Below are 16,129 nucleotides of genomic sequence, written 5' to 3' on the forward strand. Positions count from 1 at the left end.
AGATGCCCAGGTAATAGCGATATACAAACCCGGCAGACGGGGATCAACAGACATTCAGCGCTGTCCTTCGATCATGTCGCAGATTCCGGCCTCGCCTTGAGATTCTGCCACGGGAGTATATTTCTTCAAAAAACCCGCCGCCAGCATTCCTTGGGTGCTCGCGGCCCTCGCAGCAAATCGATAACGTGACTGAATGTCATCAGTTCGTTTTTCTGCACTTAAAGGGCGGCTCAGTCTTTCGATCATTTTTTCTTTTCTTAACTTGTTGAATGCCAGTTGCTCGGGGCTAGGCTGCCAGTCAACACCACGATCGAAATATTCCTTGATTAGATCCAATATCTCCTCTGGAGTATTTTCATGAAACTCATAGTTTTCTCTTGGCACGAAACTATAATTCGCCCATTCTCTGCTCATCCACTCCGTTGGCGCCAAAAACCTCTTCTCAGATTTTGAATATACCCGCTTCATTATTCCGAGGTCTCCCCTCTTTTCAGGATGACCATGCAACCAGTTATACATGTTAGTTTGGATGATCGGGCGCTGATACATATTGGCAACGTCGAGAATGCCGGACTGCATACCGATATAAACCCGACACTCTTTGATCAAATACAGATCCATCAATTCAGATTTTTGCGGCGTAAAGGGATAATCAATGACATGCTCCATTGCAGGTAGCGGAGTCATTGTTTTATCGCCCATCCTCACTACCCAGCCGCCCCGGCGCGTAATTTCCCGCATGGCAGGAATATAGTTTTTGATTGAGGCATTGCGCTCAACCATATCATGATCATTGTAATAACCGCCCTCACGTACATGAACGCAAACGAACCAAGCATCCGCCGGCAATCCCAATTCCGAACGCAAGCGCTCAGCAATGACCTGTCGATCTGGCGACAAGCCAATTTCAAGCGGTTCTGCAGTCTGACTTTTCCAGTCGTAAGCATTTACTACTTCCCATGAAAATTCCTGCATCACGGGCTCAGGCTGCCATAAAAGCTCCTGCCCAAGCATGGGAATAATCCATCGCTCCGTAAATTGCTTGCCAAAATATCGCGTCGATATAATGTGCATTCCTCGGAAAAAACCAAAGTACAAGGTGATGAACCAGCAGCACAATGGATACAACGGATTTGACGGCAGGAAAACTCTATATTCTGAGGAAAAACGGATTAACTCCCGATTCGGAACGCCAAGACGCATTCTTCCTGTAAGGTCGTAAGGGTAAAGCACAACCAATTTCTTTTTCTCTCGGCGCGCCTTCAACAAACCATAATAAATCTCCTCACCGCAATTGCCGACAGCAATTGGATGAGGAACGATAATGATGGTATTGGTTATTTTCCCCAGCCAGTGAAACAACCTGTGTAATATTGACATATAGACCTTTCTTATTTCTTCTGCATAATTCTGCTTTAGCTATGCTGACCACTATCACACATTAACCAATTCATTTGTCAGACGGGATTTTTACGGAGGGAAAAGCTAGGCATCCAAGATTTCGGGCAAAAAGAATTCCATCATTACAGTCCGCTCTAACTTGGCGACCGTCATGATATCAGAGCAGACGCAGGCGCGACAATCGCCACATCGCTGAAATCTGCCTCATGACTTTGCCGCCCCTTAAAGACTCCAATACTGCGATGTAGGTCAATTGACCAAAGCGTCACGAAATTTGATGCTATTAGTCCATCCCGATGCACGCCAGCCTGGCACCAGAAGGCTGGCGTACAGTACAATTGTGCGAGACCAACAATTATTCACAACCGATTTCAGCATCAATTACCATCAAACCATGGCTTACGTCGACCTACTGTCAGTAACTAAACGCAGCTCCAAGTGCGACTATTTCACGCGCGTGAACGCGCCCGATTGTAAAAGCCAAGGCACTCGAACCGGTCAAACGATAAGACTTCAATGACTGCGATAGTGATCGCAAGCTCTGTCATGACTGCCGTCAGAACCTCTATTGGAAAGGTCATCTGATGTGTCTCGAACTGATTTCCAACTATTATTCGCTAGCGCAACTCGACGCGCAGGCTCCAGCTTTGCGCGGCAGTGTGATGCGTAGGCGCGGGCCGATCCAGATGGGGGACTAAAATGAACACTACGAACAATTCCTCAAGTCATCATTGCCATATATGCGACGGAGTGCTGCAATCACTTAACGGCTTTCAAACATTGGTTCAAGTGACCTCTGATTGCCGCCCATGGCGCACAGGAGGTAGGCTGGCAGTATGTTCCAGTTGCGGAGCCGTCCAAAAGCCTGCGACACCCGCCTGGATGGAGGAGGCAAATGAAATCTACGCTCACTATGACATCTACAGTCAGGGTGGTGGAGCCGAGCAGACCGCTTTCGATGCCGGCGGTGCCAGTGCTGCACGTTCTAGCAAAATCGTAGAATGGCTGGCTATTGCTGGCAAACTGCCGTCAATAGGTAAGATGCTGGATATTGGTTGTGGTAATGGTGCTTTCCTTCGGGCATTCTCGCAGAGCTACCCGGGGTGGGAACTTGCCGGCCTGGAACTGAGTGACCGCAACCGAACGACAATTGAGGCGATCCCTGGCGTCACGCAATTGCATATCGGCGCCTTAACAGAGGTAAACCAAAAATTCGATCTGATTGTTCTGATCCACGCACTCGAACATATCCCGGATCCTGTCGCCTACCTACGTTCGCTAACCGGGCACCTGAATCCGGGCGGTCGGTTATTGATCGAAGTGCCCGATTTGACCAGTTCTCCATTCGACATACTGATCGCTGATCATACAACTCACTTCACGGCAGCGGTGCTTCCGCGCGTCATTAATGCTGCTGGCTTCACGGTGCAATCGCTGGAAAGCGGTTTTATTCCAAAGGAATTATCTTTATTAGCGCAGTTTTGCGGAGATCTCGCAAAGGACAAGATTACCGACAATCTGCAGACTTCCGACTTCGATGCCGACGGCGGCAAAAAAGCAGCCGCCCATATCGCATGGCTACAAGCGCTTTACGCTCAAGCTAGCGCCGAGAAAAACGACTGCGGCATCTTCGGCACAAGCATATCTGCGACATGGCTGGCGGCCTCACTAGGGGATCAAGTGCGCTTTTTTATTGACGAAGACGCTAACAGGATTGGCCGCAGTCACATGGGCCGCCCAATTTTCAGCCCTGCCGATACGCCGCAAGGATCTACCTTATTAGTGCCATTACGGGCGGATATTGCGCAGGCTATCGCGCGACGCTTTGATCAACTCGAGTGCAGGTTTGTATTGCCGCCCGCCTGAGCACATTCAAGAGAATCGCCCATGACCAATTTACGTCCTTTGGCACTCAAGCTCATTACACATTGCTACCGGAAGAATGCGGGGTAACGAAGTGAATCGAATGTCAACGGTAGGACATCTTCCACGCAGCGTACTTATCACCGGGGCAGAAGGAGGTATTGCTAGCGGCCTCGCGGCTGCTTTTACTGCTGCCGGCATCCCTATGTGGCTTACCACGCGCCGTCACGACTGTGTTTCGCCTCGGTGTCTGTTCATGGACTTATCTGAATCCATCGAGCATTGGCAAGGCCCTCCCGCTCCTGTCGATGTTGCCTTCTTATGTGCAGCAATTACTTCACAGGCTCAATGCGAGAGTCAGTCCGCCGCGACCGCACGAGTCAACGTAACGAATACAGTTCAGTTGGCTCGAAAGCTTGCTGCCACAGGTACCTTCGTCGTCTTCGTTTCTACCAATCTGGTGCTTGACGGTGAGACACCATTTGCCAATACCGACCATCCTTATAATCCCCAAACTGTGTATGGCAGGCAAAAAGCCGAAGCCGAACGGCAATTGCTGAATCTTGATCAACAGGTCGCCATTGTGCGCGTCGGCAAGGTAATTGTTCCAGGCATGCCCTTATTTGAAAATTGGGCTGACGATTTACGCTCGGGAAAGCGTATCACGCCTTACCACGATCTGATCATGGCGCCGATTTCGCTATCGTTTGCGGTCGAGGTGCTGCGTCGTGTCGCTCAGCAGCGCAGGCCTGGTATCCTCCATGCCACTGCCGCGCGCGATATGAGTTACGCAGAAGCCGCTCTGGAGATCGCTCGCAAGCTGGGTGCAGACCCTACCTTGGTCGAGCCTGTTTCGCATCTCCAATCTGTGTTCGCACCGAGATATGCGGCTTTAGACACCGCCGGACTAGCCTCAGTCAGCCTTAGAGCTCCTCAGCCAGAACAAGCCTTCGATCATTTCGCGGTAAGCGACGTGGCTAAGGAAGTAAAATGATCATCAAGAAATGTGCACTTCTCGCTAGAACACTCGGCGCAAAAGGCCGCAGCGCCGTATCCTACATGCTTGTGGCCGACATACTGTCGCTATTGCCTAAGGCACTTGTCCCAGCCCTCTTGCCCAACGGAAAGCGACTACCCGGTAGCACTCGGAATACCCCAACAACCCTCCGCGCCAGTCTCGAGATCTCATTTTCTTGCGACGCTTTGTATTCACCAATGAACTTATTATCGTGAAACCTAAAACCGTCTTTGTATCGGGCCATTTTAATGTCTTGCATCCGGGCCATGTGCGATTGTTGCGTTTTGCCAAGGAGTGCGGCGAGCGCCTTGTCGTTGCTGTTGAAAGCGACCGTATTGCTGGTAATGCAGCGCACGTGCCGGAGCAGCTTCGCCTGGAGGGTATCCAAAGTAATATTTGGGTCGATGAAGCGTTTCTGATAGACACCCCGGTGGCAGAAGCGATTGCTCGCCTAAAGCCCGACGTAGTTGTCAAGGGTAAGGAACATGAATCACACTTCAATGCTGAACTAGCTGCTGTCGAAGAATATGGCGGCAAGCTGTTGTTCAGTTCCGGTGAAACATTGTTTTCGTCGCTTGACTTGATTCGTCGCACATTTTACGAATCCGACCCGCGTTCCATCGTAGCCCCTAAAGAATATCTCAGCCGCCACAATATCGATTCTATTAGCGTCGCAGATAGGCTTCGCCAGTTCACCAACCTGCGAGTGTCCATAGTTGGCGATCTGATCGTCGATGAGTACATTACCTGCCAGCCGCTTGGGATGTCGCAGGAAGATCCTACTATTGTGGTCACACCGATCGATACTACACGCTTCATCGGCGGTGCCGGGATTGTTGCGGCGCACGCTGCTGGGTTGGGTGCATCGGTACGCTTCATTTCGGTGACCGGGGACGACTCGACCCGCGCATTTGCCCTCGAAAAGCTTGCTGATAGCGGAGTCATCGGTGACCTTCTCATTGATGAAATGCGCCCTACGACACTCAAGCAGCGCTTCCGTAGCAAGGGTAAAACACTGTTACGAGTGAGTTATCTGCATCAGACGGAAATTCCTATTGCATTGCAGAATTCTCTGTTTCAACGTATTGAGCAGACCATCACCGAAACTGACCTGCTTGTGTTTTCCGATTTCAACTATGGTTGCCTCCCGCAAGCCCTGGTGGACCGGATCGCTTTGCTGGCACGCAAGCACGGTGTGATGTTGGCTGCAGATAGCCAATCCTCTTCGCAAATTGGCGACATCGGCCGTTTTCACGACGTGGATCTACTTACACCGACCGAGCATGAGGCGCGTATCAGTACCCGTAATCATCAAGACGGTCTGGTGATTCTGGCAGAACAGTTACGGCAGCAATCTGGAGCCCGTAATATTCTATTGAAGCTTGGCGAAGAAGGTTTGCTAATCCATGCTGCCGTCGAACAAGGGCATGACTGGCTCACTGATCGACTTGGCGCCCTCAATACCGCGCCGCGCGACGTTGCTGGTGCTGGCGACAGCTTGCTGATCGCGGGCGCGATGACGCTGGCCTGCGGTGGCAATATCTGGGAAGCCGCCTATCTCGGCTCGCTGGCGGCAGCAGTGCAGGTTGGTCGCGTCGGCAATATACCAATTCGCACGAAGGAATTACTGCAATTGCTGCAGGAGATGACTGGATGAAAGTATTGTTACTGGCGGCCGGATTCGGCACGCGGCTACGACCACTGACGGATACCGTACCTAAATGCTTGGTGCCAATTAATGGCCAGCCCTTACTTGATGTCTGGCTACACCAGCTGGATGCGGCCGGTTGCGGCCCATTCCTGATCAATACGCATTACAAAAGTGAGCAAGTCGACTCTTATCTGGCCACAAGTCGTTACCGTGCTCGTGCCACGCTGGCCTACGAGCCGGTATTATTAGGAACGGCTGCGACCTTGATTGCACACTTGGATTTTTTCGATGGCGAGGATGGTCTTTTAATTCATGCCGACAATTATTGCCTGGCTGATTTTGATGCATTCATCAAGGCGCATGAGGAGCGTCCCGCCCATTGTCTGATGAGCATGATGACATTTCGCACAGACAATCCGTCGTCTTGCGGAATCGTCACTCTGGATGAAAATAACGTTGTGATCGCTTTTGAAGAAAAGCAGGAAAAACCAAGCGGGAATCTGGCCAACGGTGCGATATATATTCTTTCAGCAGAACTACTGGAACATCTCAAACATGTTAATTCTGGCATCACCGATTTCAGCACCCAGATCTTACCCACATTACTAAACCGTATCTACGCACACGAAACTTCCGCACCGCTGATCGATATCGGTACACCGGAGACCTATGCCAGAGCAAACCACCTGATCACTAAAGACGCATAAACTGTTTGAATGTGATAGTGGTTGCTACTGAAAGTTACGCACGATAAAACTGCTGTCACGCGTTTCGAATTGCGCAATTAGCCTGCCAATGAGATTGAACCGTCAACGTGACAGATTTATGATGGCTGCCTCGGAAAAACCATGGTGATTTCAACGCTGACACGCGTCTGGTCTCCAAGGTTCACTGCCCCACCGTGTAGCGTACCTTCGTTAAATATCAGCATGTTTCCCGGCTCGGTCAGCATCAACTCGGCACCAATGGTCGTGACATCCTCGTCAATCACCGGTTTCATGCCACCTGCACCGGGCACACCGTGGTATCGCCACTCTTTCAAATGCGAGTTTGGCACGATCATCAGGCCGTTCCGTCCGGGCTGTGAAAAAATGGGAATCCATATCTTGACTGTCACCGAACCTGGAGGGAACGCTTGGTCATCCATACCCATGACGTCATGAAACCATTTATCGGCATGAATCGTTCCGACATCATTTTTGGCGTTGGGGCGAACCAAACGCCAGTAGATTTCTTCGCGGCCTACTTCGTGTGTATCGCCATAAAAAACGTCCGATATAGCGAAATCACCAAACTCGTCTTTCAAAGTTTGTAGAAAAGGCAGCGCTTTGATCCGATTACAACTGGCTTTGGGCAAACAGCGATTTTGCTTGGGCCAGATTTTTTCATGCTCAAGCTGTTGCGCCAATTGATGATAGTTTTCAATGCCGATATCCCTGAATTGTGGCACCAGATCCGGACGTGATTCACCAATTACCGCCAGCCACTGTTCAGTAATTGCCTCACGAAATACCGACAACTCATCCGGACTGAGTTTTACATCGCGCGAATAGCCCGGTGAGTCAAAAATCTTGCTTTTCAGGTTTAGCTTCGTCATTTCATTATCTCAATATCATTGGCGCGCCAGATTGCACCTACATCTTAATCAGGCATCGGCCCGACAATTCTCCGCTGCGCATACGTTGAATGGCTGTATTGATATCGTCCAGCTTAAAATATTCTGTAATCAACGGTTTGAGCTGAATCAAGCCTGCATCAAGTAATTTGGTGTACCGAGGAATATCGAGATGCGGCACAGCTTCGCCACCATGCGATCCACTGATACGCTTGTCGAAGTGCAGCGGCAGCGAGAATATGCTGATATTGCGCCCCTTGCGCGGTACACCTACCAATACGACGCGGCCTTGGGCCTTGGTCAGCTCGTAACCCATTTCGATGATCGATGGCTGCCCTGTATTGTCGATGAATACGTCAAGACTCTGTGGGCCAAGCAGTTCGAGCAGAGCCGCTTTGGCGTCGACATCTTTTGCGTTGATCGTATGTGTGGCCCCCAATGATTTTGCCAAGTCGAGCCTGCCGTCGTACAGATCGACCGCAATGATAGGATAAGCCGACAGTAATCCCGCCGCCTGGATGATATTCAAGCCCACGCCACCGGCACCAAATACCACCACGGACTCGCCAAATTTGATCTTTGCGTTATTTTCAGCAACCCCAAAACCGGTCGTCACTGCACAACCGAAAAGCGAGGCAACTTCCATATCGCTGTCAGCGTCGATACGCGTGACACGATTTTCAGAAACAATGGCGTATTCATTGAACGTGGCGATCAAGCCTGCATTCAACGTGTTGCCCCGCCATGTATATTTGGGCGGGACGGAATCGATCCCTTGACTCTTACGCCAATGCAAAACAACGCGATCACCCGGCTTGACAAACCGCACACCTGGCCCAACCGCTTCTACGACGCCCGAACCTTCATGTCCGAGCAGATGTGGAAGATACTTGTCCTCGCCTTTTGCACCGTCGATCTCCCCTAATTGTGAACCACAAATCCCGCTACATTCGACCTTGACCAGAACTTGCCCGACCTCAAGCGCGGGAGGCAATTCGACTTGATCCACGACCAGAGGCTTTTGCAGCTCCGCCAGAATCGCGGCCTTCATTGTTTTTGGTATTGTCATTTTATTCACTCAAAATAAATAAGAGAATGATCGCCCGTATAGCCAGTCTGCTTGAACCACCAATCCCATTCTTCTGGCGTGCAGAACGCTTCGCAAGTCACTTGCCAGTATAGGAGGTTGGCCTTTTCCGATTCGTTCCGATACGACTCTACGCACAAATATTTGTTTTTCTTGCCGACGCGTTCCATCTCGCGCAACGCCTTGTCAAGATCGTAATTGTGCAAGTTATGCAACGTAGTAATCGAGAAAACAAAATCAAAATGGTTGTCCGGGAACGGCAAATCGATTGCGTTTGCAAGTTGCAGTCGCGGCTTGATTTCTTCCTTGGCGTTGGCGATTGCGTACTCAGATACATCAATACCAAAAATTTCCAGGCCAGGTATTAGCAGGGACATTTCATACAGCAGAAAACCTTTACCGCAGCCAATGTCCAACACTTTGTCACCGGCTTTGAGACCGTAGTGGTCAATCATCGCCTGCGCGACCGGCGTCCAGCGACCTGGTAAGTAACGATAACCACCATAGCAAATGCGGCGGTCTCCGTCCCAGTAATCGAAGCCCCATTGTTTGGCCAGTTCAGCGGCCTTTGCTTTTGGAAACTCGCTATCGTTGACACGTGCGAGATAATCACGCTTCGTGCTTTTGTGTACCGAACTGAGGAAGTCTATGTAGGCCATGGTTTAAGTCAGGATGGAATTGAAAAATTGTTCGGTCTTAACAAGTTGCATACGTTTGCGTTGCTCCGGGTCCATTGTCGGATTAGCGAATTGTCGACGCCGAGCGGCGTCCGGCAGAAATTCGTTGAGCATGATGCAACACCACTTAATCTGAAATACCGGTAACAACAAATGTGCACGCGCGCGCAAGGCAGCTGCATTGGTCGAGTACCGGACCGCCTTCGAGACAAAATCTTCGAAGTACTCATAAGGGACGGGCACCGCGGGTTGGCAAAAAAAATCACCAATCATTTTGGCCGGATCGTCCCAGCCCGCGTATTCGAAATCGATAAAACAGAGATCTCCATCATCTCGCAGCAGCGCGTTATGAAAACCAAAATCTGATGGTGATATACAACGATCCTCTGGATTCAATGCCGGGACTCCAGTTGCGACGATCTGCGCGCATTGCCGCTTCCAGGAGGTAGCGATATTATCAACCAGCTCTTTTGCCTGCCGTGTGAGTGCGTCGCCTCCATTCAATTCGTGTAATTTAAGAATACGTCGGTCAACCGTGGCCAAATGCTGTTCCAATGTAAAACAGGCCTCGGACGCCAACGGCAAGCGGCCATCACGATTCGGGCCTGCGTTCAGGCTGGCGATAAACTCCGCCGCCGCGTCAACATGCATTCTCTCCAAATGATCGATACTGAGTTTGTAGCCGTTAACAAATTCATAAATACCGACGTGAGCAGCAACATCACATGCGATTGGTCGCGGCACATTGACGAGCCCGATATGCTGCGCATAGGAAAGAAATGCATATTCCGCACCCAACCTATCCCGAGTGTCGGCAGGGTGATTAAAGTATGCCTTCGCGACGTATTTTCCACTGCCGGTCTCGACAGCAAACACTTTATTATTGCCACCACCATCAATCGCCGCGAGCGATATGTCTCCAATATCCAAGCCTTTGTCGCGCAATAGCGTAACTATCTTCGACGTCAGTTCTGCGCTAGCCATTTTTGCTCGAAGAAATTTTTAATCTCATACCAGCTACCAAACCGCGCTGTCACATCATCGGTGCCATGACATTGTTCCGGATCAAATAGTAATCTTCCGGTATCCACGGGAAAGCCTGGCATCCGGAGAATTTCCGGCAAATCATCGATGAAATAATCGCAACGACACGCTGCAATACGAGCGATCTTCGCTTCTTTGGTCAATTCGAAAAATACGCTGCCATCGGGAAAAAAGCTCCCCTTGTCATCGCGTAGCGCTGACGCAATCCAACCGCCTGCCGCCGCATGCAGATCATATTGCGGCCCGAGAAAAGGATATTTAGTTTTATGGCTTACAATGACCAATTCGACGTTATTTTCACGCGCAGCGTGAACAAATTCGACGAACCCTGGATAAGCCTCTGCTTGGTCCATCCGCGCACCATAAACATAACCCTGCAATTCTGTCCACGCAGGTTCATTGCCGACTGCTCGCAAATAGTCTCGCACCTCTACTTTAGAAACCGGGGTTTGCGCGGGCACCAATGATTTTTCAACGGCAACAGCATGAAACAAGGAATCGTAGCTAACGATTGTGTTATCGAAGTCCAGACCAATACGCATATCAGGCAACAGCCTTTACATATGCTGCCTGTACCTTCTCGGCGATATTTCCCGCAGTCAACCCATATTTTGCACGGGCATATTCCTGCGACCCCACCTCGTGCATGAAATCATCGTCAGTGCCAAACGACAGCAAGCGGCCACGCATCGAGTCCTGCTGCGCGAGCCACTCGGCGATGCTGCCACCAAGACCACCGATACGACTGTGCTCTTCGATCGTAGCGACAATGTTGTAGTTCGAAAACGCCTGCATTAACGTATCGCTATCCAGCGGTTTGATCGTGTGGAAGCTTTCAACGCGCGCAGTGATCCCCTGCGCCTCAAGTAATGTCGCAGCTTCCAATACTGTCGGCAGCAGCGTCCCTGTGCCGATAAGACAAACCTCGGCACCTTCGCGAACGGTAATAGAACGGCCAATTTCGAAGTGGTCGTCTTTCTTGGGGATAATCTGCTCGCCTTTCTTGCCAATGCGAATGTACACCGGCCCATCCTGCTTCAATGCGGCGCGCAAACACTGTCGCAACTCAACTTCATCGGCCGGAGCCATCACTGTCATGTGGGGCAGCACCCGCATGATGGCGAGGTCTTCGCAAGAATGGTGCGTCGGACCGAGCTCTGCATACGAAAGACCTGAACCTGTACCGACGATGATAACTGGCACATTGTGATAGCAAGCATCGATGCGAATTTGTTCGTAACAACGTGTCGTGGTGAACGGAGTAATGGTGTAGATGACTGGCCGTAAGCCTGACAGCGCCATACCCGCTGCAACCCCCATCATGTTGGCTTCAGCAATACCACAATTGAGAAAGCGTGATTCAGCACCAGCCTTGAATTTATCGAACAATTTGTTGCCAATATCACCTGACAACAACACCAGCCGATGGTCGGTTGCCCCAAGCTTGGTAATTTCGTCTGCAAAAGCGTTCCTCATGCTGTCACTCCCAGTTCCTTGTAGGCCGCCAGGACTTCATCCGCAGTCGGAATCCGGTAATGCCAATTATTGTCGTCTTCCATGAAAGACACTCCTTTACCTTTGACGGTGTGCGCCACCACCGCAATAGGCTTGCCGACCCGACTGCGCTTGCGGCCCATAACCGCAGTAAGCGCATTCATGTCATGACCATCAACTTCGCTGGCTTCCCAACCGAATGCCCTCCATTTATCAACCAGAGGTCCCAACGCAAGCACTTCCTCACTTCGTCCCGTTGCCTGCCATTTGTTGAAATCGACGATTGCAAGCAAATTGCCCACCTGCTGGCCGGCCGCCATCATTGCGGCCTCCCAAACCGAACCTTCGTTACACTCGCCATCGCCAAGTAACACTGTCACGTCGTATTCCTGCTGTTTGATACGGCCAGCCAACGCCATGCCCAATCCAATCGGCAGACCATGTCCGAGCGATCCTGTCGCAGCTTCAATTCCAGGCAAATGATCCGGCGTCGGAGGATGCTCCGCAAAAATACCACCATCCACACCATATGACTCCAACATCGCTTCGGGATAAAAACCTCTCAACGCCAACACTTGGAACAATGCCGCCGCGCCATGGCCCTTGCTGAGGATAAAGCGATCGCGCTCAGGATCTGAAGGCTTCGCAGGATCAATTTTTAAAGTGCTGAAATACGCAGCAATCAGGATATCGACGCACGACAGGCAGGAACCCAAATGCGGGGTATGTGTCTGGTGCGAAGTCGCGATAATGCGCCCGCGAATTCGGCTCGCAATATTTTTCAACTCGGAGATGTCAGTAGTCATCAGTGCTAATTCTCAACAGCGCCCGGCAAAGCGGGCAAAAAAATACGGCGACCCAACAAGCTGGCGCTATGGTTTGTGGACGTAGTCCCAATGCATGGATTTCATCTCGTCAAGATTCTTCTTAACCCATTCGATGCAATCGTCAAGTCCGTCGTCGAGCCCGACCTGATCCTTCCACCCCAGAGTACTACGCAGCTTGGTGCTATCGAGCATGTAGGCAGCATCCTTACCCAGGCGCTCACCGACTACCTCAACACACGTATCGAAATCAACCTCCAGCTTCGCACAGATTTTCTCTACCAACGCCCGCACCGTGACAATATCGTCGGTCGAAATATGGTAGGTCTGTCCAGCAACGCCCTCGGTGGCAATTTTGATGGTCGCGCTGGAGACATCACGCATATGGATAAATGAACGACGCGAATGTCCACCACCATGCAATTGCAATTTCTTCCCAGTCAAAATCGACAGGATAGTACGGGGAATTATGCGATAAAGCTGTTGACCCGGGCCATAGACATTTGCCGCACGGGTGAATACAACTGGGAAACCGTAGGCATCAAAATATGTCTTCAAGCTCATATCCGAGGCAGCACGCGACACAGCATACGGCGTGCTCGGATTAAACGGCGTATCTTCTTTGATAAATCCATCTGTGCTGCCATAAACTTCCGGCGTCGTGACGTGCACGTATTTATCCAAAAAATCGCAATGGCGCAAGGCTTCGTGCAAACGGACTGTCGCGACAACATTTGTGGCAAACCACTGGTCAGGGTTCTTCCAGCTTTCCGCAACCATGCTTTGCGCCGCAAAATTGACAACGTAGCCTGGTTTTTCCTGTTTTATCAATGCCATCATAGGCGCCAGATCATTGTTCAGATCATATTGATAAAAACGAAAATTCGCATCCTTGCCACTCCAGCGGTAAGGCAAAAATGCGCTATGCGGCTCAGCAGAGCGACTAGTACCGATAACCTCATGCCCCTGCTGCAGCAGGGAGTCGGCAAAGCTAGCGCCGGAAAACGAATTGCTTCCGATAATAAAATATTTATTCGCCATGTTTATTTCGCTACAGGTTGATTTTCGTACAGCCACTGCATGAGCATGTGACCGACCACAAGTTGCATGTCTTCGGCGATCTGCATGTCATTGACATCGAAATGAATCGGAATGTCGGCCAAGGCTTTCGCCTTTCCACCGGTGTAGCCAAGGATAGCGCAGGAGGTCACACCCATGACTTTGGCTTGTTCCAGCACCTTCAGAATATTGGGCGAGTTGCCGCTTCCAGACAAGACAATCAGCAAGTCGCCCGGCTGCGCCTGGACTGCAAGCTGCTCGGAATAAATACTGTCGTAGCCAACGTCATTGGCCAAGCAAGTGATGACAGCTGCATTCGCAGACAGCGAGGAAACACGCATACCGCCACCGGTTCGTTTTGCAATGCCATACAAGTAGTCATTGGCTAAATGAATGGCGTTACCTGCGCTGCCACCGTTACCACAAAAAAACACCTGGTGACCGGTAATCCAGCACTCACGCATTGCTTGACCCAGTTGAGCCACGCCATCCCAATCGGAACGCGACAGCACTTCCTGCATGCGACTTGCGTAGCCGCGAAAACTCTCGATCGATAAATGACTTGTCTTCATCGTTATTTCGGAGCCAATACAGTCTGCTCCATCCATTTCAAGTTGTAATAACGGTCTTCGTCCTTCAATACGCCGCTGCGATATTTCTCAATAATCTCTGCAATCGCAATTTCAACCGACTTGGATGGTTTGAAACCTGTCGCCAACAGCTTGTCCGAATTGACGCGATAAGAACGTGGGTCGTTGGATTCTGTAACAACAATATCGACCGGCAAATGTTTCGCCACCATTTTTGCAATATCGAGTATCGAAATATTTTCGAATCCAGCGTTGTACACGCCCGTAACTTCAGGGTGATCAATCAAATGCAGGTAGACGTCAGTGATGTCGTCAATATGAATGTTCGGACGGACCTGAGTACCACCGAAGACAGTAATTTTGCCTTTCGACAAAGCTTGCATCGTCAGCAAATTAACGGAAACGTCAAGACGCATGCGCGGCGAATAGCCGCAGACAGTTGCGGGACGGACAATCTGCACGATCATTCGATCCTTGTAGCTCATCAACACAGGCTCAGAGACCATTTTCGTCTTGTTGTACTCGGAAATTGGCTTGAGTTCCAGGTCTTCAGTAACTTGCAACTCTTCCTTGACGCCGTAAACGCTACCGGATGATGCATAAATGAATTGTTTGACACCTTTGCGAACGGCCTTATCAGCCAGTTGCATCGTTGCTAGCGCGCTGATCTCCCACGTCAGTTTCGGATCGAGATCGCCGCAGGGATCGTTTGCGACGGAGGACAAATGAATGATGGTATCGACACCGTCGAGCGAGATATTGTCGATATCGCGGACGTCACCCTTGGTGACTGTCAACTGGGGATGAGGCTCAAGGAAGTTGCCAAACCATTGGGTATCCAGCACTTCAACTGCGTAGCCTCGTTTGAGCAATTTTGGAACCAGTACTGTTCCTTTGTAACCACAACCGCCGGTAACCAATATTTTCATATAACCCCAATTATCTGTTCTAAAAATTAACTACTGTCAGATTGTTGATTTGCACCGAATTAGCATGCAAACAATTTCATATTATAGAGACAAAGCAGCATTATAAAGACCATCCGTCATCCACGACGATATTTTGACCATTTACATATGTCGACATATTTCCCAAAAGAAACAACAGAACACCCTGAAGATCGGCTGGGTCGAGCATCCCTTTGGACGAAGCGCGGCTATTATAGCGTTCAAGGAATTCAGTCGGCTGGCCGTCCAGGATCCCTCCAGGACTAATGCAATTTACCCTGATATTATCTCTCTGAAAATATCTCGCCATATATTTAGTCAGATGAATGACAGCTGACTTTATCGCCGCGTATTCGACCGGCATAGTCATGGCGGTACCATCGTAAATATCGAAACGCGGAGCGATCACTCCATAGATGGATGCCATATTGATAATATTCCCGCTGCCCTGAGTCTTGAAATAGGCAGCAAATTGCTGAGCGGTCAAAAAATACCCACCCAAGTGCAACGACACATTTTGGTTAAAATCTTCAAATGTCACGTCTTCAAACTTGCGACCATATTGCTTCGTGCGTGGGTAGGCATTGTTGACAACTGCGTCAATGCTTCCGTATCGCTGATGCAAATCGGCAATCAAGTCATTAATCGATTGTTTCGACGTGATATCGAGCTTCCCATAAATAACCTGCCCTGAATATCCCTGGGACTGAATTGCTTCCACAGCGGCACGGCCTCCAGACTCATCACGATCAGCAATGACTGCAACACCACCCTGCTCGGCAATGGTCTTGGCGAACGAGCGACCGATAAGACCTGCCCCCCCGGTTACGACAACAATTTTGTCTTTCAACATTCCATT

The 16,129-nt window shown here is 50.3% G+C and carries 16 protein-coding genes; 4 read left to right on the forward strand and 12 right to left on the reverse strand.

Annotated elements, in window-relative coordinates:
• Positions 1-54: 54 nt before the first annotated feature.
• Positions 55-1,380 (reverse strand): TIGR04372 family glycosyltransferase, encoded by a 1,326-nt coding sequence (locus tag FHW66_RS11015; protein WP_183379835.1) that lies wholly within the window; start codon positions 1,378-1,380, stop codon positions 55-57.
• Positions 1,381-2,100: 720 nt separating this feature from the next.
• On the opposite strand from FHW66_RS11015, the gene FHW66_RS11020 reads away from it, so the two are divergent.
• The 4 genes from FHW66_RS11020 (at position 2,101) to FHW66_RS11035 (ending at position 6,640) form a co-directional block, all read left to right on the forward strand.
• A complete protein-coding gene (locus tag FHW66_RS11020) occupies positions 2,101-3,267 on the forward strand; it encodes a class I SAM-dependent methyltransferase (RefSeq protein ID WP_183379836.1) in 1,167 nt (388 codons plus the stop codon).
• A gap of 100 nt (positions 3,268-3,367) precedes the next feature.
• A complete protein-coding gene (locus tag FHW66_RS11025) occupies positions 3,368-4,258 on the forward strand; it encodes a sugar nucleotide-binding protein (protein WP_183379837.1) in 891 nt (296 codons plus the stop codon).
• A 235-nt stretch (positions 4,259-4,493) separates the two neighbouring features.
• Entirely contained in the window at positions 4,494-5,939 is a 1,446-nt protein-coding gene (locus FHW66_RS11030; RefSeq protein ID WP_183379838.1) for a PfkB family carbohydrate kinase, read from the forward strand.
• A complete protein-coding gene (locus tag FHW66_RS11035; protein ID WP_183379839.1) occupies positions 5,936-6,640 on the forward strand; it encodes a nucleotidyltransferase family protein in 705 nt (234 codons plus the stop codon). The genes FHW66_RS11030 and FHW66_RS11035 overlap by 4 nt, the downstream gene beginning before the upstream one ends.
• 116 nt (positions 6,641-6,756) lie before the next feature.
• Here the strand turns inward: FHW66_RS11035 and FHW66_RS11040 are convergent, their stop codons facing one another.
• From FHW66_RS11040 to FHW66_RS11090, 11 genes are all read right to left on the reverse strand, one after another.
• Complete coding sequence (locus FHW66_RS11040) at positions 6,757-7,530, reverse strand: phytanoyl-CoA dioxygenase family protein (protein ID WP_183379840.1); 774 nt, start codon at positions 7,528-7,530, stop codon at positions 6,757-6,759.
• A gap of 37 nt (positions 7,531-7,567) precedes the next feature.
• The gene (locus FHW66_RS11045; RefSeq protein ID WP_183379841.1) at positions 7,568-8,617 is read right to left on the reverse strand and encodes a zinc-binding dehydrogenase; all 1,050 of its coding nucleotides are present in this window, start codon (positions 8,615-8,617) and stop codon (positions 7,568-7,570) included.
• A 5-nt stretch (positions 8,618-8,622) separates the two neighbouring features.
• Positions 8,623-9,294, reverse strand: a complete 672-nt coding sequence (locus FHW66_RS11050; protein WP_183379842.1) for a class I SAM-dependent methyltransferase — start codon at positions 9,292-9,294, stop codon at positions 8,623-8,625.
• Between the two features lie 3 nt (positions 9,295-9,297).
• Positions 9,298-10,296, reverse strand: a complete 999-nt coding sequence (locus tag FHW66_RS11055; RefSeq protein WP_183379843.1) for an aminoglycoside phosphotransferase family protein — start codon at positions 10,294-10,296, stop codon at positions 9,298-9,300.
• Complete coding sequence (locus FHW66_RS11060) at positions 10,278-10,898, reverse strand: haloacid dehalogenase-like hydrolase (RefSeq protein WP_183379844.1); 621 nt, start codon at positions 10,896-10,898, stop codon at positions 10,278-10,280. The genes FHW66_RS11055 and FHW66_RS11060 overlap by 19 nt, the downstream gene beginning before the upstream one ends.
• A 1-nt stretch (position 10,899) precedes the next feature.
• Positions 10,900-11,832 (reverse strand): transketolase family protein, encoded by a 933-nt coding sequence (locus FHW66_RS11065; protein WP_183379845.1) that lies wholly within the window; start codon positions 11,830-11,832, stop codon positions 10,900-10,902.
• Positions 11,829-12,656 carry a transketolase gene (locus FHW66_RS11070; protein WP_183379846.1) on the reverse strand — a complete coding sequence of 276 codons (828 nt, stop codon included), beginning with the start codon at positions 12,654-12,656 and terminating at the stop codon, positions 11,829-11,831. Before FHW66_RS11070 ends, FHW66_RS11065 begins: the two co-directional genes overlap by 4 nt.
• A 66-nt stretch (positions 12,657-12,722) precedes the next feature.
• On the reverse strand, positions 12,723-13,715 hold the full coding sequence (locus FHW66_RS11075; RefSeq protein ID WP_183379847.1) for a GDP-mannose 4,6-dehydratase: 993 nt from the start codon (positions 13,713-13,715) through the stop codon (positions 12,723-12,725).
• Positions 13,716-13,717: 2 nt separating this feature from the next.
• Positions 13,718-14,305 carry an SIS domain-containing protein gene (locus tag FHW66_RS11080; protein ID WP_183379848.1) on the reverse strand — a complete coding sequence of 196 codons (588 nt, stop codon included), beginning with the start codon at positions 14,303-14,305 and terminating at the stop codon, positions 13,718-13,720.
• A gap of 2 nt (positions 14,306-14,307) precedes the next feature.
• Positions 14,308-15,252 carry an NAD(P)-dependent oxidoreductase gene (locus tag FHW66_RS11085; RefSeq protein ID WP_183379849.1) on the reverse strand — a complete coding sequence of 315 codons (945 nt, stop codon included), beginning with the start codon at positions 15,250-15,252 and terminating at the stop codon, positions 14,308-14,310.
• 100 nt (positions 15,253-15,352) lie between these two features.
• A complete protein-coding gene (locus tag FHW66_RS11090; RefSeq protein ID WP_183379850.1) occupies positions 15,353-16,123 on the reverse strand; it encodes an oxidoreductase in 771 nt (256 codons plus the stop codon).
• Between the last annotated feature and the right edge of the window lie 6 nt (positions 16,124-16,129).

Source organism: Herbaspirillum sp. Sphag64 (assembly GCF_014192645.1).
In the GTDB taxonomy this organism is placed as follows: Bacteria; Pseudomonadota; Gammaproteobacteria; order Burkholderiales; family Burkholderiaceae_D; genus Herbaspirillum.

Excerpts from the sequence above, each read along its gene's own strand:
- FHW66_RS11015 (WP_183379835.1), bottom strand. The coding sequence starts at position 1,380 with ATGTCAATATTACACAGGTTGTTTCACTGGCTGGGGAAAATAACCAAT.
- FHW66_RS11020 (WP_183379836.1), top strand. The coding sequence starts at position 2,101 with ATGAACACTACGAACAATTCCTCAAGTCATCATTGCCATATATGCGAC.
- FHW66_RS11025 (WP_183379837.1), top strand. The coding sequence starts at position 3,368 with ATGTCAACGGTAGGACATCTTCCACGCAGCGTACTTATCACCGGGGCA.
- FHW66_RS11035 (WP_183379839.1), top strand. The coding sequence starts at position 5,936 with ATGAAAGTATTGTTACTGGCGGCCGGATTCGGCACGCGGCTACGACCA.
- FHW66_RS11040 (WP_183379840.1), bottom strand. The coding sequence starts at position 7,530 with ATGACGAAGCTAAACCTGAAAAGCAAGATTTTTGACTCACCGGGCTAT.
- FHW66_RS11045 (WP_183379841.1), bottom strand. The coding sequence starts at position 8,617 with ATGACAATACCAAAAACAATGAAGGCCGCGATTCTGGCGGAGCTGCAA.
- FHW66_RS11050 (WP_183379842.1), bottom strand. The coding sequence starts at position 9,294 with ATGGCCTACATAGACTTCCTCAGTTCGGTACACAAAAGCACGAAGCGT.
- FHW66_RS11055 (WP_183379843.1), bottom strand. The coding sequence starts at position 10,296 with ATGGCTAGCGCAGAACTGACGTCGAAGATAGTTACGCTATTGCGCGAC.
- FHW66_RS11060 (WP_183379844.1), bottom strand. The coding sequence starts at position 10,898 with ATGCGTATTGGTCTGGACTTCGATAACACAATCGTTAGCTACGATTCC.
- FHW66_RS11065 (WP_183379845.1), bottom strand. The coding sequence starts at position 11,832 with ATGAGGAACGCTTTTGCAGACGAAATTACCAAGCTTGGGGCAACCGAC.
- FHW66_RS11070 (WP_183379846.1), bottom strand. The coding sequence starts at position 12,656 with ATGACTACTGACATCTCCGAGTTGAAAAATATTGCGAGCCGAATTCGC.
- FHW66_RS11075 (WP_183379847.1), bottom strand. The coding sequence starts at position 13,715 with ATGGCGAATAAATATTTTATTATCGGAAGCAATTCGTTTTCCGGCGCT.
- FHW66_RS11080 (WP_183379848.1), bottom strand. The coding sequence starts at position 14,305 with ATGAAGACAAGTCATTTATCGATCGAGAGTTTTCGCGGCTACGCAAGT.
- FHW66_RS11085 (WP_183379849.1), bottom strand. The coding sequence starts at position 15,252 with ATGAAAATATTGGTTACCGGCGGTTGTGGTTACAAAGGAACAGTACTG.
- FHW66_RS11090 (WP_183379850.1), bottom strand. The coding sequence starts at position 16,123 with ATGTTGAAAGACAAAATTGTTGTCGTAACCGGGGGGGCAGGTCTTATC.